Source organism: Pseudomonas paraversuta (genome assembly GCF_904067025.1).
Lineage (GTDB): Bacteria > Pseudomonadota > Gammaproteobacteria > Pseudomonadales > Pseudomonadaceae > Aquipseudomonas > Aquipseudomonas paraversuta.
Genome location: NZ_CAJFDA010000001.1, coordinates 4104942 through 4129571, shown reverse-complemented (window position 1 = coordinate 4129571; position 24630 = coordinate 4104942). Strand labels below are relative to the sequence as shown.

Annotated in this window: 24 protein-coding genes, 2 tRNA genes and 2 pseudogenes; 8 read left to right on the top strand and 20 right to left on the bottom strand. The window is 57.8% G+C overall.

Annotation, left to right across the window (positions count from 1 at the left end):
- Positions 1-24: 24 nt before the first annotated feature.
- Positions 25-798: a GntR family transcriptional regulator gene (locus tag JQ848_RS18845; RefSeq protein WP_100917177.1), complete on the bottom strand. Its 774-nt coding sequence runs from the start codon at positions 796-798 to the stop codon at positions 25-27.
- Positions 799-879: 81 nt separating this feature from the next.
- Here JQ848_RS18845 and JQ848_RS18840 point away from each other — a divergent pair, with 81 nt between their 5' ends.
- Positions 880-2280, top strand: a complete 1401-nt coding sequence (locus JQ848_RS18840) for an FAD-binding oxidoreductase (protein ID WP_202211021.1) — start codon at positions 880-882, stop codon at positions 2278-2280.
- A 182-nt stretch (positions 2281-2462) separates the two neighbouring features.
- Here JQ848_RS18840 and JQ848_RS18835 read toward each other — a convergent pair.
- Positions 2463-2539 (bottom strand) — tRNA-Met (locus tag JQ848_RS18835).
- Positions 2540-2710: 171 nt separating this feature from the next.
- Here JQ848_RS18835 and JQ848_RS18830 point away from each other — a divergent pair.
- Complete coding sequence (locus JQ848_RS18830) at positions 2711-3928, top strand: MFS transporter (RefSeq protein WP_029612974.1); 1218 nt, start codon at positions 2711-2713, stop codon at positions 3926-3928.
- A gap of 17 nt (positions 3929-3945) precedes the next feature.
- On the opposite strand, the gene JQ848_RS18825 is transcribed toward JQ848_RS18830, so the two are convergent.
- From JQ848_RS18825 to JQ848_RS18785, 9 genes are all read right to left on the bottom strand, one after another.
- Complete coding sequence (locus JQ848_RS18825; protein ID WP_003439782.1) at positions 3946-5019, bottom strand: FUSC family protein; 1074 nt, start codon at positions 5017-5019, stop codon at positions 3946-3948.
- Positions 5020-5155: 136 nt separating this feature from the next.
- A complete protein-coding gene (gene ychF / locus JQ848_RS18820; protein WP_003439789.1) occupies positions 5156-6256 on the bottom strand; it encodes a redox-regulated ATPase YchF in 1101 nt (366 codons plus the stop codon).
- Positions 6257-6279: 23 nt separating this feature from the next.
- Positions 6280-6864, bottom strand: coding sequence for an aminoacyl-tRNA hydrolase (gene pth, locus JQ848_RS18815; protein ID WP_003439790.1), 585 nt, complete (start codon positions 6862-6864; stop codon positions 6280-6282).
- Positions 6865-7030: 166 nt separating this feature from the next.
- Positions 7031-7621, bottom strand: coding sequence for a 50S ribosomal protein L25/general stress protein Ctc (locus tag JQ848_RS18810; protein ID WP_003439792.1), 591 nt, complete (start codon positions 7619-7621; stop codon positions 7031-7033).
- A 140-nt stretch (positions 7622-7761) separates the two neighbouring features.
- Positions 7762-8703: a ribose-phosphate pyrophosphokinase gene (locus tag JQ848_RS18805; protein WP_003439794.1), complete on the bottom strand. Its 942-nt coding sequence runs from the start codon at positions 8701-8703 to the stop codon at positions 7762-7764.
- Between the two features lie 45 nt (positions 8704-8748).
- Positions 8749-8823 (bottom strand) — tRNA-Gln (locus JQ848_RS18800).
- Between the two features lie 10 nt (positions 8824-8833).
- Entirely contained in the window at positions 8834-9709 is an 876-nt protein-coding gene (ispE, locus tag JQ848_RS18795; RefSeq protein ID WP_202211020.1) for a 4-(cytidine 5'-diphospho)-2-C-methyl-D-erythritol kinase, read from the bottom strand.
- Position 9710: 1 nt separating this feature from the next.
- The gene (lolB, locus tag JQ848_RS18790; protein WP_010657323.1) at positions 9711-10337 is read right to left on the bottom strand and encodes a lipoprotein insertase outer membrane protein LolB; all 627 of its coding nucleotides are present in this window, start codon (positions 10335-10337) and stop codon (positions 9711-9713) included.
- Positions 10338-10340: 3 nt separating this feature from the next.
- Positions 10341-12065 carry a tetratricopeptide repeat protein gene (locus JQ848_RS18785; RefSeq protein WP_127196070.1) on the bottom strand — a complete coding sequence of 575 codons (1725 nt, stop codon included), beginning with the start codon at positions 12063-12065 and terminating at the stop codon, positions 10341-10343.
- Between the two features lie 214 nt (positions 12066-12279).
- On the opposite strand from JQ848_RS18785, the gene hemA reads away from it, so the two are divergent.
- The 6 genes from hemA to JQ848_RS18755 all read left to right on the top strand — a co-directional run bounded on the left by hemA (position 12280) and on the right by JQ848_RS18755 (position 17645).
- Positions 12280-13563: a glutamyl-tRNA reductase gene (hemA, locus tag JQ848_RS18780; protein ID WP_003439801.1), complete on the top strand. Its 1284-nt coding sequence runs from the start codon at positions 12280-12282 to the stop codon at positions 13561-13563.
- Positions 13564-13565: 2 nt separating this feature from the next.
- Positions 13566-14648 (top strand): peptide chain release factor 1, encoded by a 1083-nt coding sequence (gene prfA / locus JQ848_RS18775; RefSeq protein WP_003439803.1) that lies wholly within the window; start codon positions 13566-13568, stop codon positions 14646-14648.
- A complete protein-coding gene (gene prmC, locus JQ848_RS18770; protein ID WP_202211019.1) occupies positions 14649-15479 on the top strand; it encodes a peptide chain release factor N(5)-glutamine methyltransferase in 831 nt (276 codons plus the stop codon).
- Positions 15473-16228 (top strand): molybdopterin-synthase adenylyltransferase MoeB, encoded by a 756-nt coding sequence (locus JQ848_RS18765; RefSeq protein ID WP_202211018.1) that lies wholly within the window; start codon positions 15473-15475, stop codon positions 16226-16228. The genes prmC and JQ848_RS18765 overlap by 7 nt, the downstream gene beginning before the upstream one ends.
- Positions 16221-17012 carry a glutamate racemase gene (murI, locus tag JQ848_RS18760; protein WP_202211017.1) on the top strand — a complete coding sequence of 264 codons (792 nt, stop codon included), beginning with the start codon at positions 16221-16223 and terminating at the stop codon, positions 17010-17012. Before JQ848_RS18765 ends, murI begins: the two co-directional genes overlap by 8 nt.
- Positions 17013-17126: 114 nt before the next feature.
- Positions 17127-17645 carry an acyloxyacyl hydrolase gene (locus JQ848_RS18755; RefSeq protein WP_202211016.1) on the top strand — a complete coding sequence of 173 codons (519 nt, stop codon included), beginning with the start codon at positions 17127-17129 and terminating at the stop codon, positions 17643-17645.
- Positions 17646-17739: 94 nt separating this feature from the next.
- Here the strand turns inward: JQ848_RS18755 and JQ848_RS18750 are convergent.
- The 9 genes and pseudogenes from JQ848_RS18750 to phrB all read right to left on the bottom strand — a co-directional run.
- Positions 17740-17865, bottom strand: a pseudogene (locus JQ848_RS18750) (YkgJ family cysteine cluster protein); the annotation flags it as partial.
- A 117-nt stretch (positions 17866-17982) separates the two neighbouring features.
- A pseudogene (locus JQ848_RS18745) lies at positions 17983-18105 on the bottom strand (YkgJ family cysteine cluster protein); the annotation flags it as partial.
- Between the two features lie 119 nt (positions 18106-18224).
- Complete coding sequence (locus tag JQ848_RS18740; RefSeq protein ID WP_003439808.1) at positions 18225-18530, bottom strand: YkgJ family cysteine cluster protein; 306 nt, start codon at positions 18528-18530, stop codon at positions 18225-18227.
- Positions 18531-18608: 78 nt separating this feature from the next.
- A complete protein-coding gene (locus tag JQ848_RS18735; RefSeq protein WP_202211015.1) occupies positions 18609-19124 on the bottom strand; it encodes a DUF2878 domain-containing protein in 516 nt (171 codons plus the stop codon).
- The gene (locus tag JQ848_RS18730) at positions 19117-20388 is read right to left on the bottom strand and encodes an SAM-dependent methyltransferase (protein ID WP_202211014.1); all 1272 of its coding nucleotides are present in this window, start codon (positions 20386-20388) and stop codon (positions 19117-19119) included. Before JQ848_RS18730 ends, JQ848_RS18735 begins: the two co-directional genes overlap by 8 nt.
- Positions 20375-21175, bottom strand: a complete 801-nt coding sequence (locus JQ848_RS18725; protein WP_003439813.1) for a DUF1365 domain-containing protein — start codon at positions 21173-21175, stop codon at positions 20375-20377. The genes JQ848_RS18730 and JQ848_RS18725 overlap by 14 nt, the downstream gene beginning before the upstream one ends.
- On the bottom strand, positions 21172-22419 hold the full coding sequence (locus JQ848_RS18720) for an NAD(P)/FAD-dependent oxidoreductase (protein ID WP_161717925.1): 1248 nt from the start codon (positions 22417-22419) through the stop codon (positions 21172-21174). The genes JQ848_RS18725 and JQ848_RS18720 overlap by 4 nt, the downstream gene beginning before the upstream one ends.
- Positions 22416-23186, bottom strand: coding sequence for an SDR family NAD(P)-dependent oxidoreductase (locus JQ848_RS18715; RefSeq protein ID WP_202211013.1), 771 nt, complete (start codon positions 23184-23186; stop codon positions 22416-22418). The genes JQ848_RS18720 and JQ848_RS18715 overlap by 4 nt, the downstream gene beginning before the upstream one ends.
- Positions 23179-24624: a deoxyribodipyrimidine photo-lyase gene (gene phrB / locus JQ848_RS18710; RefSeq protein ID WP_202211012.1), complete on the bottom strand. Its 1446-nt coding sequence runs from the start codon at positions 24622-24624 to the stop codon at positions 23179-23181. Before phrB ends, JQ848_RS18715 begins: the two co-directional genes overlap by 8 nt.
- Between the last annotated feature and the right edge of the window lie 6 nt (positions 24625-24630).

The following is a 24630-nucleotide window of genomic DNA, read 5'->3' as shown; positions in this document are numbered from 1 at the left end:
CTGAGAGCGGGTTCGGCCCGCTCGCTACAAACGCAGCTTGCGACGGATTCTTTCCACCCGGTCACTGTTAGGGCCCGCCAGCTCCTGGCGCTCGCGCAGGGTTGCAATGTAACTCTCGCGGGTTCGCAGGATATGGCGGCTGAGCAGGGTCGCCAGCGCGCCATGCTTGCCCGCCTCGGCGAGCTCGATCATCTGCCGGTGATCGTTGAACGAACGGTCCGGCTCATGCCGGGCGCGCCGGGCCAGATGCGTGCGCAAGGCCGCGACACGTCCCAGGTTGCGTTCGTAGGCGTCCACCAGATAACGGTTGGCGCTGAACTTGAAAAAACTCAAGTGGAACTCGGTGTCGGCAGCGCCGTAGGCCAGCCTGTCATCCTGCTCCAGCGCCATGATCATCTGTGCCAGGGCATCGCGCAGTGCCTGCAGGGTGGCCTCGGGGTTACGCTCAAGCGCGCGACGCGAGGCTTCGACCTCCAGGGTCACACGGTGCTCGCAGAGCTCGACTATGTCGTCTTCGGTCGGGCTGAACACGTAGCTGCCGGATTTGGCCACCACGTTCACCAGGCCCTCGGTCTGCAACAGCGCCAGGGCTTCGCGAACCGGCGTGCGGCTGACCTCGAAGGCGGCGGCCAGACTTTCTTCGGACAGCGCCTCGCCCAGGTCGAAACGCGCCGAGACAATGGCTTCACGGATCTCATTGGCCAGACGCATGGCGAGGGACTTTTCTACGGATTTGCTCATCGGATCTACGCAGGTTTTGTTCGCCGAGCCATGGCTCAAGGCTGTGTGGGGCATCATGATAACGGAACATCAGCTTTAAACTTGTATACTAGTTGTTGTACCTTAGATTCGTCCCCCAACAATAATATGGACGTTTCAATGGCCACTTCCCAAGCGCTTCAGTCATCTTCTTTGCCCACCTTGTTCGATGCCTTGCGCGAGCTGCTCGGTGAGCGTTTAAGCACCAGCCGTGCCGAGTGCGAGCAGCACGGCCGTGGTGAGTCTTACCACCCGACCTTGCCGCCGGACGCGGTGTGCTATGCCGAGTCCACAGCCGAGGTCGCAGCCATCGTCAAGCTTTGTGCCGCGCAGCGGGTGCCGATCATCGCCTTTGGTGGCGGTACTTCACTGGAAGGGCATGTGGGCGCCACCCGGGGCGGGGTTTGCATAGACCTGAGCCGCATGCAGCGGATCATTACCGTGCGTCCTGATGATCTGGATGTGACCGTCGAAGCGGGCGTCACGCGCATGCAGCTCAATGCCGAACTGCGCACCACCGGGCTGTTCTTTCCGGTCGACCCCGGAGGCGAAAGCACCCTGGGCGGCATGGCGGCAACCCGCGCATCAGGGACCAATGCCGTGCGCTACGGCACCATGCGCGAGAACGTATTGAACCTCACCGTAGTACTCGCCGATGGCCAGGTGATAAAGACCGGTGGCCGCGCGCGCAAGTCGGCAGCAGGCTACGACCTCACCCGCTTGTTTGTCGGTTCGGAAGGCACGCTGGGGATCATCACCGAAGTCACTCTGCGGCTTTACGGCATTCCGGAAACGACGTCAGCGGCCGTCTGTACCTTCCCCACGATCGCGGCGGCGGTGAGTTCGGTGGTCTCCATCATTCAGTACGGCATCCCGGTGTCGCGCGTTGAGCTGCTGGATGCGCGCACGGTGCAGGCGGTCAATCGCTTTTCGAAGATGGCGCTGGCCGAAACGCCGACCCTGTTTTTCGAGTTCGCCGGCACCCCGGCCAGTGTGGCGGAGCAGGTAGAGCTGACTCGCGAGATTGTCCAAAGCAATGGTGCGCTGGGGTTTGAGGCAGCAGCGGATGCCGATGCGCGCAATAGCCTGTGGCGTGCCCGGCACAATGTGCACTATGCGATGCAGTCCATGCGGCCAAATGCCCGGATCTGGAGTACTGACGTGTGTGTACCGATTTCGGCGCTGACCCGATGCATTACCGAAACCGCCGAAGATGTCGCCAGGGTCTCTTTTTTCGTCGGAGTGGTGGGGCATGTGGGGGATGGCAACTTCCACCTGGGGCTGGTGGTCGATCCGGATAACGAGGCAGAAATGGCCGAGGCCGAAGCGCTCAATGAGCGTGTGGTGGAGCGCGCCATTGCATTGGAGGGTACGTGCACCGGTGAACACGGCATTGGTTCGGGGAAGATCAAGTACATGGACCTGGAGCACGGAGCGGCAGTCGGTGTCATGCGCCTGATCAAACAGGCACTGGACCCGCTCGGCCTGATGAACCCGGGCAAAGTCTTGCCTGAGGCTTGATGCTGGAATTTCAGGCCAGCCACTTCAGTGCTGTTGATGATTGTGCCGAAAGGGGAGCAGGCGTGGCGTTTTCCGGTTTGCAAGAGCGAGGGCAAAACCAATACCCCAGACACAAGAAAGCCCGCACTAGGCGGGCTTCTTGTTGGTTCGATTTCATCTTGCGATGAGCCTGAACCGGTGTTTGGTGGCTACACAGGGACTTGAACCCCGGACCCCAGCATTATGAATGCTATGCTCTAACCAACTGAGCTATGTAGCCAATGGCGCGCATTATTCCCTCGTACTGGACATGTGTCAAGCAAATATCTGAAATTTTTCTCTGTGCTATCAATTGCTTAAGGATTTCATGCCTGGAATGGAAATCTTCTGTAAAAAAATGGCACATTGACGCACCTGCAAGTGCACATTCACCTGTTGTCCGGAAACTAAAATGTCCCTTAGCAACGCTCAAACAAAAACAACCGAGTCCCCCTCTGTCCCGCAATCCAGCCCCTTAGTCATGCGCATCATCGGTGCCGTGGCGCTGGCGCATCTGATCAATGACCTGATCCAGGCGGTACTGCCGTCGATCTACCCGATGCTCAAGGCCAAATATGACCTGACATTTACCCAGATCGGTCTGATTACCCTGACGTTCCAGCTCACCGCTTCGCTGTTGCAGCCCTGGGTCGGTTATTACACCGACCGTCATCCCAATCCGCTGCTGTTGCCCGCGGGCATGGTGTGCACCCTGATCGGGATTTTGATGCTGTCCCAGGTTGGCAGTTTTCCGCTGATCCTGGTCGCAGCGGCTTTGGTGGGTGTCGGTTCGTCAACCTTCCACCCCGAAGCTTCCCGGGTAGCGCGACTGGCATCAGGTGGGCGTTATGGTCTGGCGCAATCGACTTTTCAGGTCGGCGGTAATGCCGGCTCTGCCTTCGGTCCGCTGCTGGCGGCGGCGATCATCATTCCTTTTGGTCAGGGCAATGTGGCCTGGTTCGGCCTGTTTGCGCTGTTCGCTGTAGGGCTGCTGTACGTCATCAGTCGCTGGTACCGCAATCACTTGAACCTGTTCAAGCTCAAAGCCGGTCAGAAGGCCACCCACGGCCTGTCAAAGCAGCGTGTCATCGGTGCGCTGGTGGTATTGGGGCTGCTGGTGTTCTCCAAGTACTTCTACATGGCGAGCCTGACCAGCTATTACACCTTCTTCCTGATTGAAAAGTTCGGCGTATCGATTGCCAACTCGCAGATGTATTTGTTCCTGTTTCTCGGAGCGGTTGCGGCGGGTACGTTCTTTGGCGGCCCCATTGGTGACAAGATCGGCCGCAAGGCGGTGATCTGGTTCTCGATTCTGGGTGTGGCGCCGTTCACCTTGCTGCTGCCCTATGCCGACCTGTTCTGGACCAGCGTCCTGAGCGTCATTATCGGCTTTATTCTGGCTTCGGCGTTTTCAGCCATTGTGGTGTACGCGCAGGAACTGGTGCCGGGCAACGTGGGGATGATCGCCGGCATCTTCTTCGGCCTGATGTTCGGCTTTGGCGGCATTGGTGCTGCATTGCTCGGCCATCTGGCTGACATTCACGGCATCGAATACGTTTACACGCTGTGTTCATACCTGCCGTTGTTCGGAGTGCTGGCGATCCTGTTGCCACGAACCAAAAAAGTTTGATCAGCGGCAGCCAGGGGTCATCGAGTATTTTCGATGACCCTTTTTTCGTCTGTTTGCGTGGTAAAGCCAAACGTCAGCAGGGCACTTTCAACGGTGCTCATGTGCTGTAAGCACAGTTGCCACGGTGCGGAAACCGCATCTGCCAGCTGATCTTTGGACACCGCCACCAACTCTGGCCGCTCATCATCCCTGGCGATGGATGCACATCCTGCGGCGACGTTGCTCAGCCGTTCATGCAGCGAGGCCGGTGGTGGCCCTTGCTCCTTGCGCAAGGCATCGGCAAAGGCTTCGGCGAACAGCAGGGAGCTGGCGTACAGGCGCACGGCGTGACGTTCGTAACGCCCGGCAATGTCCTTTACCTCACGGGATACAAAGCGCCCGCGCAGCGTCCAGCGCGCGGTGTTGCGAGCCATGCTGATACCGTTTTCCAGGGCAATCAGGCTGTCGTGAGCGCGAGAGAAGATCTGCACCGCACTTTGAGCCTTGGCCGCGTCCTTTGCTTCGAGGGCCTGAAGACTTTTGCTGAAGCCCGAGGCGAGTTTTTCCAGCAGGTCTTTTGCCGAGCTATCAATGATTCCGATGGGGTTGGGCGTAAGCAATATCTGGCTGAAGATCAAGCCCACGGACGCCCCGACCACCACATCCAGCATGCGCACAAAGCCTGCGCTTTCAGGGCCGACGGCCAGCATCAATACTGCAGAGACCCCGGCTTGAATCGGCACCACGGGGCCCTGGCCGTAAAGGGCTGCAATGGCGATAGCAAAGAACGTGGCAAAGCCGATTCGCAGCAAGGGGTAGGAGTCCGGCAGCCACAAGGCGGCCTCGCCCACGATAATCCCGGTGGCTACCCCCAGCATCAAACCCAAGGCTTGCTTGCCATGGCTGGGCAGGCCGGGGGCCAGGCAGACGACGGCGCTGATGGCGGCAAACACCGGGTGTACATGGCCAAAGAAATATTTGGCGAGAATCCAGGCCAGAGCAGCCGCGATGGCCGATGCCAGAGCGTCGCGCCAACCTGAGGCCCAACGTGTTTTGACTTTGTCTGCAATGGAGTCTGCATAGTTACTGAGGGATTTGGCACTGGGGATCATCGATGCTCCCGATCTTGGTGAAGGATGGCATTAACCATAGACCCTTACTGCCCGGCAGAGTGCGGGAGGGCGCCTGAACAAACCCGGGACCAAAAAAAACCGCGCCTGGGCGCGGTTTTTTTATACGTGTGGTGTTTTACACGTTGAAGCGGAAGTGCAATACGTCGCCGTCTTTAACGATGTATTCCTTGCCTTCCAGACGCCATTTACCGGCTTCTTTCGCACCGGCTTCACCGTTGAACTTGATGAAGTCGTCGTAGGCGATGACTTCGGCACGGATAAAGCCTTTTTCGAAGTCGGTATGGATCACGCCGGCAGCCTGCGGAGCGGTAGCGCCCACTTTCACGGTCCAGGCGCGTACTTCCTGTACACCGGCAGTGAAGTAGGTTTGCAGGTTAAGCATTTCGTAACCGGCACGGATCACGCGGTTCAGGCCTGGCTCTTCAAGACCCAGGGCTTCAAGGAACATGTCCTTTTCTTCGCCGTCATCGAGCTCGGCAATCTCGGCTTCGATCTTGTTGCAGACCGGAACCACGATCGCGCCTTCTTCTTCGGCAATGGCCAGCACTACGTCGAGCAACGGGTTGTTTTCGAAGCCGTCTTCAGCCACGTTGGCGATGTACATCACCGGCTTGGTGGTCAGAAGGTGGAAGCCTTTGATGATTTGTTTCTCATCGGCGTCCATGTTCTTGATCAGGCTGCGTGCCGGCTTGCCCAGGGTGAAGTGGGCAATCAGCTGCTCCAGCAGGGCTTTTTGAGCGACTGCGTCCTTGTCACCGCCTTTGGCGTTGCGCGCGACTTTCTGCAGTTGCTTTTCGCAGCTGTCGAGGTCGGCGAAGATCAGCTCAAGGTCGATGATTTCGATGTCGCGCTTGGGGTCAACGCTGTTGGAAACGTGGATCACGTTTTCGTCTTCAAAACAGCGGACCACGTGAGCGATGGCATCGGTTTCACGGATGTTGGCCAAAAACTTGTTGCCCAGCCCTTCGCCTTTCGACGCGCCGGCCACCAGGCCTGCGATATCAACGAACTCCATGGTGGTGGGCAGTACGCGCTGGGGTTTGACGATGGCAGCCAGTGCCTCCAGGCGTGGGTCGGGCATCGGCACGATACCGGTGTTCGGTTCGATCGTGCAGAAGGGGAAGTTCTCGGCCGCAATACCAGACTTGGTCAGGGCGTTGAACAGGGTGGACTTGCCGACGTTAGGCAAGCCGACGATGCCGCAGTTAAATCCCATGGTGTTTCCCCTCGGATAAAGAGTCAGGCCTTCTGGCTGTGCAGGTTTTTCATCGCACGGTTCCATTCCCCGGCGAGGATATCCGGCAGCACGCCGAGGGCAAAATCGATGCTGGCGTCCAGTTTTTCCTGTTCGGCGCGAGGCGCTCGACCCAGAACAAAATTGGACACCATGCTGGCGACGCCTGGGTGGCCAATGCCGAGCCGCAGACGGTAGAAATTATTGTTGTTTCCCAGTTGCGCAATGATGTCGCGCAGTCCGTTATGACCTCCATGGCCGCCGCCCAGTTTGAGCTTGGCAACGCCGGGTGGGAGATCGAGTTCGTCGTGGGCCACCAATATGGATTCAGGCGCAATGCGGTAGAAACCGGCAAGCGCCGCAACGGCCTGGCCGCTTCGGTTCATATAGGTGGTGGGAATCAACAGACGAACATCCTGACCCTGGTGGCTGAAACGCCCGGTCAGGCCAAAATACTTGCGGTCCGCAACGAGGTTGACCCCGTTTGCCGACGCGAGACGCTCAACAAAAAGGGCCCCTGCGTTATGCCGGGTCTGTTCGTATTCGGTGCCTGGATTTCCCAGGCCAACGATCAGTTTTATGGCGGTCACGACAAGGGCCCTTCTATGGAGTTGTGGATAACATCGCCACTGACAGTTAGCGGCGAAAGCGGACAAAAAAGCGGGTTTACATGAGTAAACTTCGCGATCTTGTCCGCTTTACTCGCTGCGTGTTAGCTCGCGATGTTTCTCATAACTCCAACGACAGAGTAATGAATTACTCTGCGTCTGCTTCTGGTGCAACGCGTGGCGCGTGAACGTTGGCTACTGCCAGGTCGTTACCGTGAGCCAGAGCTACGAACTCAACGCCTTTAGGGGCGGTGATGTCAGACAGGTGAATGATCGAGCCGACTTCGGCGTTAGCCAGGTCAACTTCGATGAATTCAGGCAGGTCTTTTGGCAGGCAGCTAACTTCGATTTCAGCAACAACGTGCGAGATCTCGCCGCCTTTCTTGATCGGAGCAGCTTCACCGATGAAGTGAACCGGTACGATTGCAGTCAGCTTCTGACCAGCAATAACGCGTACGAAGTCAGCGTGCATCACGTGGCCTTTAGCCGGGTGACGCTGCAGAGCTTTGATGATTACGTTTTGCTTGACGCCGCCAACGGTCAGTTCGATAACGTGGCTGTAAGCAGCTTCGTTTTCGAGCAGTTTGGCAACTTCTTTAGCCAGCATGCTGATGGATTCAGGGGCTTTTTCGCCACCGTAAACTACAGCTGGAACCAGGCTTGCGAGACGACGCAGGCGGCGGCTCGCACCTTTCCCCAGGTCGGAACGCACTTCAGCATTCAGAGTAAAATCGTTCATGTTGTATCTCCAAAATAACCACATCCGGCCTAGCGTTTGCGACCAGCGCTATGGACGGTATGGGCAAAAAAGCCCCGCCCCAACAGGCTGCTGGGGCGGGGCGCTTTTCGTCAGCGGGATGTCAGAGAAGGGCAGGGCCCTTATCGGAACATCGCACTGATCGATTCTTCGTTGCTGATGCGGCGAACCGCTTCAGCCACAACCGGTGCGATATCCAGTTGACGGATACGCGTACAGGCTTGTGCGGCAGCGGACAGCGGAATGGTGTTAGTCACCACCAGCTCATCCAGCATGGAATTTTCGATATTCTCAATTGCCCGACCCGACAGCACAGGGTGTGTGCAGTAGGCGAACACTTTGGAAGCGCCATGCTCTTTCAAGGCTTTAGCCGCATGGCACAGAGTGCCGGCGGTATCGACCATGTCATCAACCAAAATACAGGTACGCCCTTCGACATCACCAATGATATGCATCACTTCCGAGTGATTGGCTTTCTCACGGCGTTTGTCGATGATACCCAGATCGACGCCCAGGGATTTGGCAACAGCACGTGCACGCACGACGCCGCCGATATCCGGGGACACAATCATAAGGTTTTCAAAGCGCTGATCTTCGATGTCATCCACCAGAACTGGGGAGCCATAGATGTTATCTACAGGAATATCGAAGAAACCCTGAATCTGGTCAGCATGCAAATCAACCGTGAGAACACGATCGATGCCGACTACGGTAAGCATGTCAGCGACAACTTTTGCGCTGATAGCCACACGTGCGGAACGCGGACGGCGATCCTGACGGGCATAACCAAAGTAAGGAATAACAGCAGTAATACGAGTAGCTGAGGAGCGGCGGAAGGCATCAGCCATCACGACGAGTTCCATCAGGTTATCGTTGGTCGGAGCACAAGTCGGCTGAATGATGAAAACGTCTTTACCGCGGACATTTTCATTAATCTCAGCGGTAATTTCGCCGTCAGAAAATTTTCCGACAGAGATGTCACCGAGTGGGATATGCAGCTGACGTACGACACGCCGAGCCAGATCGGGGTTAGCGTTCCCCGTAAAGACCATCATCTTGGACACGCGCAGTACCTGAAGGCTGAGGGTAACCTGGATGAGTATAAGAAATGGCAGGGGCGGCTGGATTCGAACCAACGCATGGCAGGATCAAAACCTGCTGCCTTACCGCTTGGCGACGCCCCTGTATCTGTTGCTACGAGTACCGTGTACCCGTTTCCTTTGCCAGATCTTGTAGCTTGCGATGCAACATCGAAACGTTGCTTCCTTTTGCTACAAACCCTGTAAGGGTGTCTGTCAGAAGGTGCAGCACTTTATCAGCATCTGCTTCGTTTGGGAAGGCCCCAAATATACAACTTCCAGTTCCAGTTAATTTTGCTTCGGTATATTTACCTAACAAATTCAAAGCGTTACGTACTTCTGGATAACGCTCCTTAACTACTGCTTCGCAGTCGTTTCGGCTGTTTCCCTTGGGAACGGGGCGCACTTTAATGGGCAAAGAGTCACGTGTCAACAAAGGATCTGAAAATATTTCTGCAGTACTTACAGATACTTGCGGGACAAGTACTAAATACCAGGGTTCTTCCGGATCAACTGGTGTAAGAATTTCGCCAACACCTTCAGCGAAAGCGGCGTGGCCGCGTACGAAAACCGGGACGTCAGCCCCCAGGCTCAGGCCCAGTGCTGCAAGTCGATCGAGGCTCCAGTTCAGTTGCCAAAGATGATTGAGTCCCAGCAACGTGGTTGCCGCATTCGAACTGCCGCCTCCGATGCCGCCGCCCATGGGCAAGACTTTTTTGATCCGGATGTCTATTCCCAGGGAGCAGCCGGATTGTTCCTGAAGTTTTTTTGCCGCCTTCACGATCAGGTTTGCATCGTGCGGGACTCCGGGAAAATCGGTGTGCAGGCAGATAACGCCATCATCACGTACTGAAAACGTCATTTCATCGCCGTAGTCGAGGAATTGAAACAGCGTTTGCAGTTCGTGATAGCCATCTTCGCGACGGCCGAGAATGTGCAGCATCAAATTCAGTTTCGCCGGGGAGGGCAAAACCAGAGCATCTTTTTGCATGTCATTGACCTAACTGACGGGGTTGCCAATCTTTAACCACTAGGGTGACGTCCAGATCCGGGCCATGCAGCTTGACCCGCTCGGGCAGCCAGAAGCCGTTCTGTTCGACGTAGCTTAAATATTCGATTTTCCAGCCATCCTGCTCCAGATTCGCCAGGCGGCTATCGGCATTCAGGGTCACGCGACTTTTGCTGTCCGGTGCTGGCAAGCCGCGCACCCACCACACCAGATGTGATACCGGCAGGCTCCAGCCCAACTGTTCGCCCAGCAATTCTTCGGGCGAAGTCGCTTCATAGCGGCCCTGATTGGCGACTTCCAGGCTGACCTTTCCGGGACGACCGGTCAGGCGGGCAGCGCCCCGGCCCAGCGGGCCCGACAGGCGAATATCGTAATAGTCCTGACGTTGCAGCCAGAACAGCGTGGCGCTGCCTGAATCCTTTGGTGCGCGAATTCCGACCTTGCCGTTGATTTGCCAGCCGTCGAGTTGGGTCAGTTGCTGTTTATGTTCTGACCACAGGGCCGGGCTGCCGTGGCCCTCAACCGATTCACGGGCGCCAAAACCCGCGCAGCCGGCGAGGAGGGCAATCAGGCCAAAGACAATCAGGTGACGCAGATGACGAAATAACATGATTTAAAGACTCTCCGATCCGGTCAGGCGCAACACGGTCTTGCGCAGGATTGGGCTTTCAGGATTTTCTTTAAGGAACTTGCTCCAGATCTGCTTGGCCTCGCGCTGTTTGCCATTGGCCCACAGAACTTCGCCCAGATGCGCAGCCACTTCCTGGTCCGGGAAGCGTTCGAGGGCCTGGCGCAGCAAACGTTCCGCCTCATCCAGATTACCCAGGCGGAAATTGACCCAGCCCAGGCTATCGAGCACGGCCGGGTCGTCCGGGTTCAAGTCGTAAGCTTGCTGGATCAGCACTTTGGCTTCGGCATAGCGGGTGGTTCGATCTGAAAGGGTATAACCCAGCGCGTTCAATGCCATGGCATTGTCGGGTTCGCGCTGGATGATTGCGCGCAGATCGCGCTCCATCTGTTGCAGATCGTTGCGCTTCTCGGCCAGCATGGCGCGTGAATACAGCAGGTTCAGATCATCGGGATACTGTTTGAGTGCCTGCTGCAGGACATTCCAGGCCCGATCGGTCTGATTGTTCGCGGCCAGGGTCTCTGCTTCTATCAAGTACAGCTGGATGGCGTAGTCCGGCTGCGCATCGCGGGCGGCGGCCAGTTTTTTCGAGGCTTCATCTGCGCGGCCGTGGCTGACAAGAATATCGGCCTGACGCAGTTGCGCGGGCAAATAGTCATTGCCGGGACCTACCAGGGCATATTCGGCGAGAGCGCCCTGTGGGTCATTGCGCTCTTCGGCAATGCGACCCAGGTTCAAGTGCGCAGAGTCGACATGACTGTCGCGCTCGATCAATTCTTCCAGATAGCCCTGGGCTTCATCCCAGTTTTTACCTTCGAGGGAAATCAGCGCCAGCGAGAAGCGCAGCTCATCGTCTTCAGGGTACTGCTCTGCAAGGCTGGCGAACTGCGTTTTGGCCTCGGCCATGCGGTTCTGTTCAATCAGGGTGCGCGCGTATGTCAGCCCCAAACGTTTGTCATCGGGGTACTGGCGAATGCTTTTTTTCAGCAGCGGCAGGGCTTCATCACCGCGATTGAGGCTTTGCAGCAAACGGGCCCGCAGCAACACCGGGGCGACTTCGCCATCCTGGGGCGGATTCTTTTCCAGCAACTTGAGGGCGCCTTCAGTGTCACCGTCCTGTTGCATCAGCAAGGCCTTGCCGAAAATCAGCTGGCCGTTGTCCGGGTGCTTGACCAGCAGGCGATCAAAGCTTTTCTGCAGGCCGGCACGGGTATCGGCATCTGTTTCTGAAGCCGACAGGGCCAAAAAGTCGAAGTGAGTGTCGCCTTTGGCCTGCAGGACTTTCTCCATGTACACCATGGCGTCGTCATAACGACCGTTGCGCGCCAGCTGAATGGCAGCCGCACGTTGTGCCTCAAGATCGTCCGGCGCGTTTTTAGCCCAGATCAGCGATGTATCGAGAGCGGCCTGATCGGCGCCCAGGTACTCGGCAATTCGCAAGGCGCGCTCGGCAATGCCGGGATCTTGCGTATTGATCGCCTGGGTGACGTAGTTGTCGAGAGCGATATCCAGACGATTACGTTGGCCGGCCAGCTCCGCGCTCAGCAGGCTGTACAGCGTTTCTTCGCTGAACGAGCCATAAACCGTGGGTTTTTCCGGAGTGGAAGTAGCCTCTTCAGCCGGCGATGAATCATCCGGTGACGTGGGGGCCAAAGCCTGGCAGCCACTGAGAAGGACGAGAGAGAGGAGCAACGCGGAGGATCTATTCATATAGGAGAAGGGCGACTTACCTGCGGTCCGGGCATCATGACACATGCGACAGGGCAAACCCTAACAGGTGCGACTATCGAATATCTGGGTCAATGGATGTTTGATAATTGGGCTTCAAGAGAACTTAACTATAGAGACAATAGTCAGCAATGGTTGTTCTGAATCTGGCGAAGTAGGACAATTGTCGGCTTCTCGTCATCATCAGCGATCTTGAATGGCCTTCCTCGCACTCGGTATTAACCACAAGACTGCTTCAGTAGACGTCCGCGAGCGCGTGGCTTTTACTCCAGAGCAGTTGGTTGAGGCCTTGCAGCAACTCTGCCGACACACCGACAGCCGCGAAGCTGCGATCCTCTCCACCTGCAATCGCAGCGAGCTATATATAGAACAGGACCACCTTTCGGCAGACTCGGTGCTGAAGTGGCTGGCCGACTATCACCATCTGAGCCTCGAAGAATTACGTGCCTGTGCCTATGTCCATGAAGACGATGCTGCCGTTCGTCACATGATGCGTGTGGCTTCAGGCTTGGACTCGCTGGTGTTGGGCGAGCCACAAATTCTCGGCCAGATGAAATCGGCCTATGCCGTGGCGCGTGAGGCGGGCACGGTCGGGCCTTTGTTGGGGCGGCTGTTTCAAGCGACCTTCAACTCGGCCAAGCAAGTGCGCACTGACACCGCCATCGGTGAAAACCCGGTTTCGGTGGCGTTTGCCGCCGTGAGCCTGGCCAAGCAGATTTTCAGCGACCTGCAGCGCAGTCAGGCCCTGCTGATCGGCGCCGGCGAGACCATTACCCTGGTCGCCCGTCACCTGCATGAGCTGGGGGTAAAACGCATAGTCGTGGCCAACCGTACACTGGAGCGTGCCAGTACTCTGGCCGAACAGTTCGGTGCGCACGCGGTGTTGCTGTCGGACATTCCCCAGGAGCTGGTGCACAGCGATATCGTGATCAGCTCCACCGCCAGCCAATTGCCGATTCTGGGCAAAGGCGCGGTGGAAAGCGCTTTGAAACTGCGCAAGCACAAACCCATTTTCATGGTGGATATCGCCGTCCCCCGGGATATCGAGCCAGAAGTCGGCGAGTTGGACGACGTTTACCTCTACACCGTCGATGACTTGCACGAAGTGGTCGCGGAAAACCTCAAGAGTCGCCAGGGCGCAGCCCAGGCAGCGGAAGCGCTGGTCAGCATTGGTGCTGAAGACTTCATGGTGCGTTTGCGTGAGCTGGCGGCAGTGGATGTGCTCAAAGCCTATCGCCAGCAAAGCGAGCGCCTGCGTGATGAAGAACTGCAAAAGGCCCAGCGGATGCTCGCCAACGGCAGCAATCCCGAAGACGTGCTGGTACAACTGGCACGCGGCCTGACCAATAAATTGCTGCACGCACCCAGCGTGCAGCTGAAAAAGCTTTCCGCCGAAGGCCGCCTCGATGCGCTGGCCATGGCCCAAGAACTTTTTGCCCTCGGTGAGGGCTCATCGGATAGCTCTGCGGATAAAAAATAGTAATGAAAGCGTCACTGCTGAATAAGCTGGACATCCTCCAGGACCGTTTTGAAGAACTGACCGCGTTGCTTGGCGATGGCGAAGTCATCTCTGATCAGACCAAATTCCGTGCCTATTCCAAGGAATACGCGGAAGTAGAGCCCATTGTTGCAACCTACGGGCAGTGGCTCAAGGTACAGGCCGACCTTGAGGGCGCCCAGGCGTTGCTCAAGGATAACGATCCGGACATGCGCGAAATGGCGGTTGAAGAAGTCCGCGAAGCCAAAGAACGGCTGCTCGAGCTGGAACAAGACCTGCAACGCATGCTGTTGCCAAAAGACCCGAACGACGGGCGCAACGTATTCCTTGAGATTCGCGCCGGAACCGGCGGCGATGAAGCGGCCATTTTTGCCGGTGACCTGTTCCGCATGTACTCGCGTTACGCTGAGCGTCGTGGCTGGAAGCTGGAAATTCTGTCGGAAAACAGCGGCGAGCATGGCGGCTACAAAGAAGTCATTGCCCGGGTTGAAGGCGAGAATGTTTACGGCAAGCTGAAGTTCGAGTCGGGGGTACACCGCGTACAGCGGGTACCGGCGACCGAATCCCAGGGGCGGATTCATACTTCTGCGTGCACCGTGGCGGTACTGCCGGAGCCGGACGAGCAAGAAGCGATCGAGATCAACCCGTCCGACTTGCGCGTCGATACCTATCGCTCTTCGGGCGCGGGTGGTCAGCACGTTAACAAGACCGACTCGGCCATTCGCATCACGCACTTGCCATCGGGCATCGTGGTGGAGTGTCAGGAAGAGCGTTCCCAGCATAAAAACCGGGCGCGGGCGATGTCCTGGCTTTCGGCTAAATTGAATGACCAGCAAACCAGCGCCGCTGCCAATGCGATTGCCAGCGAACGAAAATCCCTGGTGGGCTCGGGGGATCGCTCCGAGCGCATCCGGACTTACAATTTTGCACAAGGGCGGGTCACCGACCACCGTGTCAATCTGACCCTGTATTCCCTGGATGATGTACTGGCTGGCGGTGTTGATGCCGTTATTGAGCCGTTATTAGCGGAATTTCAGGCTGACCAACTGACGGCCCTGGGTGAGTAAATGACCATTATTGCCAGCTTGTTGCGTGCCGCAGAACTGCCAGACTCGCCAACGGCGCGCCTGGATGCGGAACTGTTACTGGCCGCAGCCCTGGGCAAGTCGCGCAGTTACCTGCACACATGGCCCGAAAAAATTGTCAGCAGCGAATCGGCTTTGACCTTTTCCGGCTACCTGCTGCGTCGTCGTGCCGGTGAGCCTGTTGCCTACATTCTGGGTCAGCAGGGCTTCTGGAAGCTGGACCTTGAAGTTGCGCCCCACACGCTTATTCCCCGTCCTGATACCGAACTGCTGGTCGAAACTGCGCTGGATCTGCTACCCGCCAGCCCCGCCAGGGTTCTGGATTTAGGTACCGGCAGCGGTGCAATTGCCCTGGCCCTGGCCAGTGAACGCCCTGCGTGGCACGTCACTGCGGTCGATCGGGTACTTGAAGCCGTAGCCCTGGCCGAGCGTAACCGTCAGCGCCTACAGCTTGAAAACGTCCATGTACTGACCAGCCACTGGTTCAGTGCGTTGGCTGATCAGCGCTTCGACATGATTATCAGCAACCCGCCTTATATTGCCGCGGGCGACGTGCACCTGGCCCAGGGCGATGTGCGTTTCGAGCCTGAAAGCGCATTGGTCGCCGGTGTCGATGGTCTGGACGACATTCGCGAAATTATCCAGGCCGCGCCACAACACCTGAATCCAGGGGGCTGGTTGATGCTCGAGCACGGGTACGATCAGGCCGACGCTGTTCGCCAGCTGTTATCGGGTGCAGGTTTTGCACAGGTCGAAAGCCGCAAGGACCTGGGCACCCACGAACGCATCACCCTGGGTCGCCTGCCGTGCTGAGCGATGAGGAACTGTTGCGCTACAGCCGACAGATCCTGCTGCAACAGGTCGATATCGAAGGTCAGCTCAAGCTGAAAAACAGCCGTGTACTGATCGTCGGTGTGGGCGGGCTGGGTTCGCCAGTGGCGCTCTATCTGGCGGCTGCCGGGGTTGGCGAGCTGCACCTGGCCGATTTTGACAGCGTCGACCTGACCAACCTGCAACGCCAGATCATTCATGACAGCGCCAGCATCGGCCAGAGCAAAGTCGATTCGGCCATGCAGCGTCTGGCCGCGATAAACCCGCAAATCAAGCTTGTTGCCCACCGTTCGGCACTGGATGCCGACACGTTGGCAGATGCCGTGTCGCAGGTTGATCTGGTACTCGATTGCTGCGACAACTTCGGCACCCGCGAAGCCGTGAACGCGGCCTGCTTCGTGGAACGCAAACCACTGGTCAGTGGTGCGGCAATTCGCCTTGAGGGGCAGTTGTCGGTGTTTGACTCCCGCCAGCCGGCGAGCCCTTGCTACCACTGTTTGTATGGTCATGGCAGCGAAGACGAACTGACCTGCAGTGAAGCCGGAGTCATAGGCCCGCTGGTAGGCTTGGTCGGCAGTCTGCAGGCCCTCGAAGCCCTGAAACTGCTGGCCGGCTTTGGTGAGCCGCTGGTAGGGCGTCTGTTGTTGATCGATGCCCTGGGCACGCGGTTTCGCGAACTGCGAGTCAAGCGCGATCCCGGGTGCAGCGTATGCGGTACGGGCCATGAATGAAGCACCGGTAGGTGTTTTCGACTCCGGTGTCGGCGGTCTGTCGGTGCTGCGGGAGATTCATGGTCTGTTGCCCAATGAGTCACTGCTATATGTGGCGGACTGCGGTCACATTCCCTACGGCGAAAAAAGTCCTGAATTTATTCGCCAGCGCTGCGCCGTGATGGCGGATTTTTTTCAGCGCCAGGGGGCTAAAGCTCTGGTGCTGGCATGCAACACCGCCACCGTAGCCGGCGTTGCGCAGTTGCGTCAGTCTTACCCCGACTGGCCCATCGTCGGTATGGAGCCTGCGGTCAAACCGGCTGCTGCGGCCACACGCAGCGGGGTGGTGGGGGTACTTGCAACCACTGGTACTTTGCAAAGTGCCAAATTTGCCGCCTTGCTTGACCGCTTTGCCAGCGATGTACGGGTGATCACCCAGCCGTGTCCGGGGCTGGTAGAGCTGATTGAAACCGGTGACTTGCACAGCGACGAGCTGCGAACCCTGTTGCGCGGCTATGTCGAACCGCTGGTGGCGGCGGGTTGCGACACCATTATTCTCGGCTGCACCCATTACCCCTTCCTCAAGCCCCTGCTGAGCCAGATGCTGCCGTCTTCGATCATCCTGATCGACACCGGCGCCGCAGTGGCTCGCCAGCTCAAGCGGTTGTTGAGTGAAAGAAGCCTGCTGGCAGCGGGCCCCGCCCGGCTAACACAGTTCTGGACCAGCGCCTCGCCGGAGCACATGCAAAATATCCTGCCGCTGTTGTGGAATAAATCAGGGAGTGTGCAAAGCTTCGGTTTGTGAAAAAAGTGTGAAAAGGTTCAAGACGGTTGAACTTTCGGGCGGAGACTGGATTCTTAGCGCTTGTCTGATGAGGCACACAACAATGATCTTTGCATACGGAAGCGGGATTTTCTTATGAAGCGATTTTTTTGCCTGGCTGCGCTGGCAGCCTCTGTTCTGGGGCACAGCTACACAGCACAAGCGGCCGGTATCGAGTTTGGGGTAGGGCACACCAGTGAATCGACCATGACTTATCGGCTGGGCTTGAAGTCCGATTGGGACAAGAGCTGGCTGCAGAGTGATGTTGGTCGTCTTACAGGTTATTGGGATGGGGCTTACACCTACTGGGAAGGTGACAAGTCATCTGCGAACCACAGCTTGTCGTTCTCGCCTGTATTTGTGTACGAGTTTGCCGGTGAAACGGTCAAGCCTTATGTAGAGGCCGGCATCGGGGTCGCAGCGTTTTCCCACACTGAAGTTGAGGGCAACAAGCTGGGGACGGCTTTCCAGTTTGAAGATCGCCTGGGTTTTGGCCTGCGCTTTACCGGTGGGCATGAAGTGGGTATTCGAGCGACTCATTACTCCAATGCCGGGCTATCGAGCACCAACGACGGTATAGAGAGCTACGCCCTGCATTACACAATGCCGCTGTAACGTACGTCTTCCCCGTAGGAGCGAGCTTGTCAGCGCGATATGCCATACCGCAAAAGCTCGCGAGACAAGCTCGCTCCTACAAGGGATCAAACCGCTACCGATAGGCGGTTGTGATGCCTTGACGCTCGTTCAGGCATTCAACATCACCCATCTCGAACTCGCGGCAAATCAGCGGACGCTTTTTGTAGATGGTGCACATCATGGTGTTGCGATCCAGTCTGCCGCTGTAACGTAGGTCTTCCCTGTAGGAGCGAGCTTGTCTCGCGAGCTTTTCAGCGTGATATGCCATACCGCAAAAGCTCGCGAGACAAGCTCGCTCCTACAAGGGATCAAACCGCTACCGATAGGCGGTTGTGATGCCTTGACGCTCGTTCAGGCATTCAACATCACCCATCTCGAAGTCGCGGCAAATCAGCGGACGCTTTTCGTAGATGGTGCACATCATGGTGTTGCGATCCAGTCTGCCGCTGTAACGTACGCCTTCCCTGTAGGAGCGAGCTTGTCTCGCGAGCTTTTCAGCGTGATATGCCATACCGCAAAAGCTCGCGAGCAAGCTCGCTCCTGCAAGGGATCAAACCCCTACCGATAGGCGGTTGTGATGCCTTGACGCTCGTTCAGGCATTCAACATCACCCATCTCGAACTCGCGGCAAATCAGCGGACGCTTTTCGTAGATGGTGCACATCATGGTGTTGCGATCCAGCGCTGCACACCAGCCATCATCGAGGCGCAGCATGACCTCGCCGCCCCAGTCATCGGTGTCGATAAAGCGCTCGGGCACACCGGTGTCGGTGATCAACATCACTTCCAGTTGGCAGCAGCATGCCGCGCACGTCGAACAGGTGACGGCGGGTTCGGTAATTTCGGTCAGGGGGATGTTGGTCATAGGCGCGCAGTGTAAGGCAGAGCAGCTGTCAGGTGTAAAACCGCTGACAAACCGCCATTCATCCCTGTAGGAGCAAGCTCATTCTCGCAGCGGAAGTTGGGCTGTCTGCTTGCCCGCCAGCCATTGCAGCGCCGGGAACAACCCCGCCCATAACACCGCGAGCAAGAACAGGGTCGGCCACAGTCCGAACCCGAATTGCACCGCCCCCAGCCGTTGCCCTGCGTAATACGACAATGGCCCGCCAACCGCGCCCAGCAGCACCGCCCGCCATGCCGGTCGTGCCGTCCATTCCAGGCAATGGTTCAGGGTGGTCGCCAGTAATGCCCAGAGCAGCATCAACCAGAACGGGATGAAAATCCCCTCCTGCCGGAACTCAAAAACCCCGGCATTGAGCAGCAGGCTGTCCACCAGGGTGCCGAGCAAGCAGACGCAAATGATCAAGCGCACTTCTGTCCACCGGGCACTTATCCACAGTCCGTTCACCAGTAGTACGCCCGCCGGCAGTAGTAACCACAGGCTATTGCCACCCAGCACACAGGCAAACCAGCCAAGCTGGAACATTCCGGCATTGGCCAGCAGCTTCAGATCAAGCATCAAAGCGCCCGAGCAAGGGTTGCGGCATGGCCCCGGGTTTGGCCAGCAACAATTGCGCGGTGCCGATACTGCGTTCGAGGAAGCCACCTTCGCAGTAGCACAGGTAAAATTCCCACAGACGCAGGAAGTATTCGTCATAGCCCAGCTCGGTCAGACGGCCGTGGGCGCGGCGAAAGTTCTCATGCCACAGGCGCAAGGTTCTGGCGTAGTGCAGGCCAAAGTCCTCCATATGCATCAGGTTCATGTCGGTATCGCGGGTGACGATCTCGAGCATTTTCTGCACGCTGGGCAGTGCGCCGCCGGGGAAGATGTAGCGCTGGATAAAGTCCACGCCGGTTTTGGCTTGCTCGTAACGCTGGTCTCGAATGGTGATGGCTTGCAGCAACATCAACCCCTGGCTCTTGAGCAGGTGCGAACACTGTTTGAAGTAGTTGGGTAAAAAATGATGGCCGACCGCTTCGATCATCTCGATGGACACCAGTTTGTCGTACTGCCCGGTCAGATCGCGGTAATCCTCCAGCAACAAGGTCACCTGATTCTGAAGTCCCAGTGCCTCGATACGCTTACGGGTGTAATCGAATTGTTCCTTCGTGAGTGTGGTGGTGGTCACTTTGCAGTGGTAATGCTGCGCGGCAAAAATTGCCATGCTGCCCCAGCCGGTGCCGATTTCCAGCAAGTGGTCTTCGGGCTTGAGGTCGAGCTTCTGGCAAATGCGTTGCAGCTTATTCAGTTGGGCCTGCTCCAGGCTGTCGTCAGGGCTGAGGAACTGCGCCGCTGAATACATCATGGTGGGGTCGAGAAACTGCTCGAACATCTCATTGCCAAGGTCGTAATGAGCCGCAATGTTTTTTTGCGAGCCTTTGCGGGTATTGCGATTGATCCAGTGCAAGCCCCGTATCAACGGGCGTCCCAGGCTGGCAAGCCCACCCTCCATGGCGTCCAGAACCTTCAGGTTGCTGACCAGTACCCGGACCACTCTGGTCAGGTCGGGCGAGCTCCAGTAGCCGTGGATAAATGCTTCGCCGGCGCCTATGGAACCGTTGCTGGCGATCATCCCCCAGACACCGGGGTCGCTGATGTGCACTTCGCCGATCAGTGTCGCGTTGCTGTCACCGAACAGATGGCGCTCGCCATTTTCAGTCAGCACCAATTGGCCGTGCTGCAGCTGGCTGAGTTGACGCATGACTCCGCGCCGCAGCAGTACGCTGGTCAGATTGTAGGTACTCAATCGTGAGGTTTTGCTCACCAGGCTAGGGCTTTTCATGACGTTTATCCTTGGGTTGCAGGGCGGCAATACGAAAGGCGCCGTCGGCGGCCTGATGGGAAAAGATCGGCGTACGTTTGAGAAACAGGCGCAAGGCTTGCCAGTAAATGGCCAGGCAAGTCTTTGCCGTCATCCATGGAAATTGCCGCAAGTAGCGATGCAAACCTGGACGGTCGAGAGCGCTGCGTTGCAGATTGAGGGTGGCATCGAACATTTTCAGCTCACCTTGCCAATCCGCCATATGCACACCGAGTCGGGCAGCGGGCGGGCTGAAACTCATGCGGTATTCCAGATCGCGGGGCAGAAAAGGCGAGACATGAAATGCCTTGGCCACGGCAAAATGCTGATGGCTGTCACCCAGGGCCGGGAGCACGTAGTGATAGTGCTCGCGCCACGGGGTATTGCTCACTTCGCACAGGATGGCAGCCAGTTGCCCGTCAGCCTCGTAGCAATAAAAGAAACTCACCGGGTTGAAACTCAAGCCCCAGCTGCGGGCCTGAGTCAGTAAGCAGATGGCACCTTGGGGCGTATGCCCGAGGGCCCGGGCGACTTGTTGGCGAACGGCATCCATCAGGCGCATGCCGGTCCTGGTGTAATCCTTCAGGTAATCGGTTTCGCGAAACGAGAAGGGTGCAAAGCGGCTTTTTCCAGCCAGTGGTGACAGCCCCAATACAGCATCCTGTTCGTCCAGGTCGAGATACAACAAGCCGATGCGGTAGCGGAATGCATGGCTGGTCGGCGCAAAACGCCGGTGGGCGATCCAGCCGCTGTACAGGGCGCTGTTCATAGCTGTTGGCCGAATGCTGAGGCGACACGCAAAGCGCTGACCACCCCGTCTTCGTGAAAGCCGTTAGCCCAGTAAGCACCGCAAAAATAGCTGTGCTGCGGCCCCAGCAATTCTTGCCAGCGCCCTTGGGCGGCTACGGCATCGAGGCTGTATTGCGGGTGGGCGTAGGTGTATCGGGCCAGCACTTGCAGCGGGTCGATGGCCTCGGTCTGGTTAAGGCTGACGCAGAATGTGGTCTCGCTCTCGATCCCCTGCAGGATGTTCATGGCGTAAGTCACGCTGGCGCGGCGTTGTCCGACATCGCCCAGTCGATAGTTCCAGCTGGCCCAGGCCTGTTTTCGCTCAGGTAGCAGTCGGGTATCGGTGTGCAGGACCACGTCGTTATCGGCGTAGGGCAGGGCGCCGAGGATTTGCTGTTCGGCGACTGTCGGCCGGGCCAACAGCTTTAAGGCCTGATCGCTATGGCAGGCAAAAATCACTTTGTCGAAGCGCTCGCTGCCTGCCGGGCTGTGGATGAGTACCCCCAGGTCGTCGCGTTCAACCGCCGTAACCGGGCAGTTGAGGCGAATGTGTTCGGCAAAACCTGCGCTCAGCGGTTGTACATAGGCGCTCGAGCCACCTTCGATCACTCGCCACTGCGGGCGATTGGTGATGCTCAGCAAGCCGTGGTTCTTGAAGAAGCGGATAAACGCCTGCAGCGGAAATGCCTGCATCTCGGCCAGTGGCATGGACCAGATCGCCGCGCCCATCGGCACAATGTAGTGCTCGATAAACCGGGGGCCATAGCCACGCTGCTGCAGGTAGTCGCCCAGTCGGGTGTCGCTGGCAATGCGCTGTTGTTGCAGGTCGCGTACGGCCTGGCGATTGAAACGCAGGATATCGCGCAACATGCCCCAGAACCCGGGGGACAACAGGTTGCTGCGTTGGGCGAACAAACTGTTGAGGCTGTTGCCGTTGTATTCGAAATTGCGTCGGGGGTCGTGCACCGAGAAGCTCATCTCAGTGGCTTTGGAGCGCACCCCCAGTCGATCGATCAGCTTGATGAAGTTGGGATAGGTCCAGTCGTTGAACACGATGAAGCCGGTATCAATTTTATAGTGACGCCCGCCGATGCCGACATCCACCGTATGGGTATGCCCCCCCACCCAGTCACTGGCCTCGAACACGCGGATATCGTGTTCTTTATGCAGTAAATAGCCACAGGTCAGGCCTGAGATGCCGCTGCCAATGATCGCGATTTTCATGATGGTGTCTCGTCAGAAGTCCGTGCCAGGCGTTTTCCAATCGCCAGTTGCAGGCGTTTTGGCAGGCTCGCCATCAGTTTGAGAGTGGCGATAAATGACCAGGGAAAAGCGATTTCCAGCGGGCGGTTTTCCAGACGCTGGCAAATATGCTGTGCGGCTTTGAGTGCAGGCCAGCGCATGGGCATGGGGAAATCGTTTTTTGCCGTCAGCGGGGTGTCAACGAAGCCGGGGCTGACCAGGGTGACATCCATTCCCTCGTGGGCGAGATCGATGCGCAGTGACTCCAGCAAGTAGCGCAGTCCGGCTTTTGACGCGCCATACGCTTCGGCCCGTGGCAGGGGCCAGAAGGTCACGGAACTGACCACGCCCACCAGGTGCGGACGGGTGCCTGCACGCAGTAAAGGCAGTGCACTTTCAAGGCAGTAAGCGCTGGCCAGTAAATTGGTGCGCACCACGCGCTCGATCAGGGCTGCGTCGAAATGCCGGACGTCGACATACTCACAGGAGCCGGCATTCAGAATCACGCAGTCCAGCGCGCCCCAGGTGTGCGCGATACGTTTGCCGATTTCCCGCACTTGCAGGCTGTCGGTCAGGTCGCCGGGCACCAGCAGCACCTGCCCCGGGTAGCGTTCGGATAACGCTTGCAGGGGGGGCAGGGTGCGGGCACTCAATGCCAGGCGGGCACCGCTGTTGAGCAGTTGTTCCGCCATGTGAGCACCAATCCCGCTGCTGGCCCCGGTAAGCCAGATACGCCGTGTCTCAGCCATCGCACACCTCGTAAAGCTGGGGCGACGGCAGATTCTTGAACGCGCTGAGGGCCCGTTCGCGACTGTGTTTCAAGTCGACAATTGGCCGCGGATAATCGGCAACCCCAAACAGGCCGCCGGCAATGGCCGGGTTATGAATCTCTTTTTTATTCAGCGTCGCAAGTTCTGGCAGCCAGTGCTTGATGAAGCGACCTTCGGGATCGAAGCGCTCGGACTGACTCAAGGGGTTGAAAATTCTGAAGTAGGGCACCGAATCGGTCCCGGTGGATGAGCTCCACTGCCAGCCGCCGTTGTTGGCTGCCAGATCGCCATCAATCAAGTGCTGCATAAAGAAGCGCTCACCCTCGCGCCAGTCGATCAACAGGTTCTTGGTCAGGAACATTGCCACCACCATCCGCAGGCGGTTGTGCATCCAGCCGGTTGCCAGCAGTTGGCGAATAGCCGCGTCGATGATCGGGATACCGGTGCGCCCCTCTTTCCATGCTGCCAGTTCTTGTGGGGCATCACGCCAGGGCAAGAACTCGGTGTCGGCTCTGAATGCGCGATGCCGGGAAACCCGTGGGTAACCCACCAGAATATGTTTATAGAACTCGCGCCAGATCAGTTCGCTGATCCAGGTCGCGCAGCCGACACTGCCGCTTTCAAATTCGCCGTTGTTGCTGAGCAGTGCTGCATGCAGGCATTGGCGGGGTGAGATAACGCCTGCTGCCAGGTAGGGCGAAAGCTGGCTGGTGCCAGGTTTGGCGGGCAAGTCACGCTCTTCTTTGTAGTAGTGGATTTGCTCGTCGGCGAAGCGTGCCAGGCGCTGCCGGGCTTCGTCTTCCCCGGCCGGCCAGAGTGCGCGCAGGGTTTCGTCGGGCGGCGCAAAGCCGCTAACAGATTGAGCAATCGCATCCCGGGCAATGGTCAGCTGCGCCTGGGGCCGGGGTGTGGCCACTATGCGCGGCAGTCCCGTGTGCAGGCGCTCATAGCAAACCTTGCGGAACTGGCTGAACACCTGAAAGTAGGTCCCGGTTTTGGTCAGCACACTGCCGGGTTGAAACAGCAGTTGGTCGAGGTGACGATGAAAGCCGATGCCCTTGGCGTCGAGGGCACGGGCGACGGCTTGATCGCGCCGGGTTTCATGGATGCCGTATTCATCATTTACATGCACGTCCTCAATGCCCAACTGTTGGCACAGTTCAACCAGCACCGCGGGGGCCTGGTCCCAGGCGGGCGCGCTGCGAATCAGTAACGGGATATTCAGTTGCTCGAGGCTGTCGCTCAGGACGCTCAGATTACGCAGCCAAAAATCGACTTTGCACGGCGCGTCGTCATGGGCCAGCCATTGCTCGGGGCTGATGAGATACACGGCCACAGTGGGGCCGCGTTCAGCTGCGGCGCTCAGGGCGGTGTTGTCGTTTTGGCGCAAGTCGCTGCGCAGCCAGATCAGTTGCATGTTTAT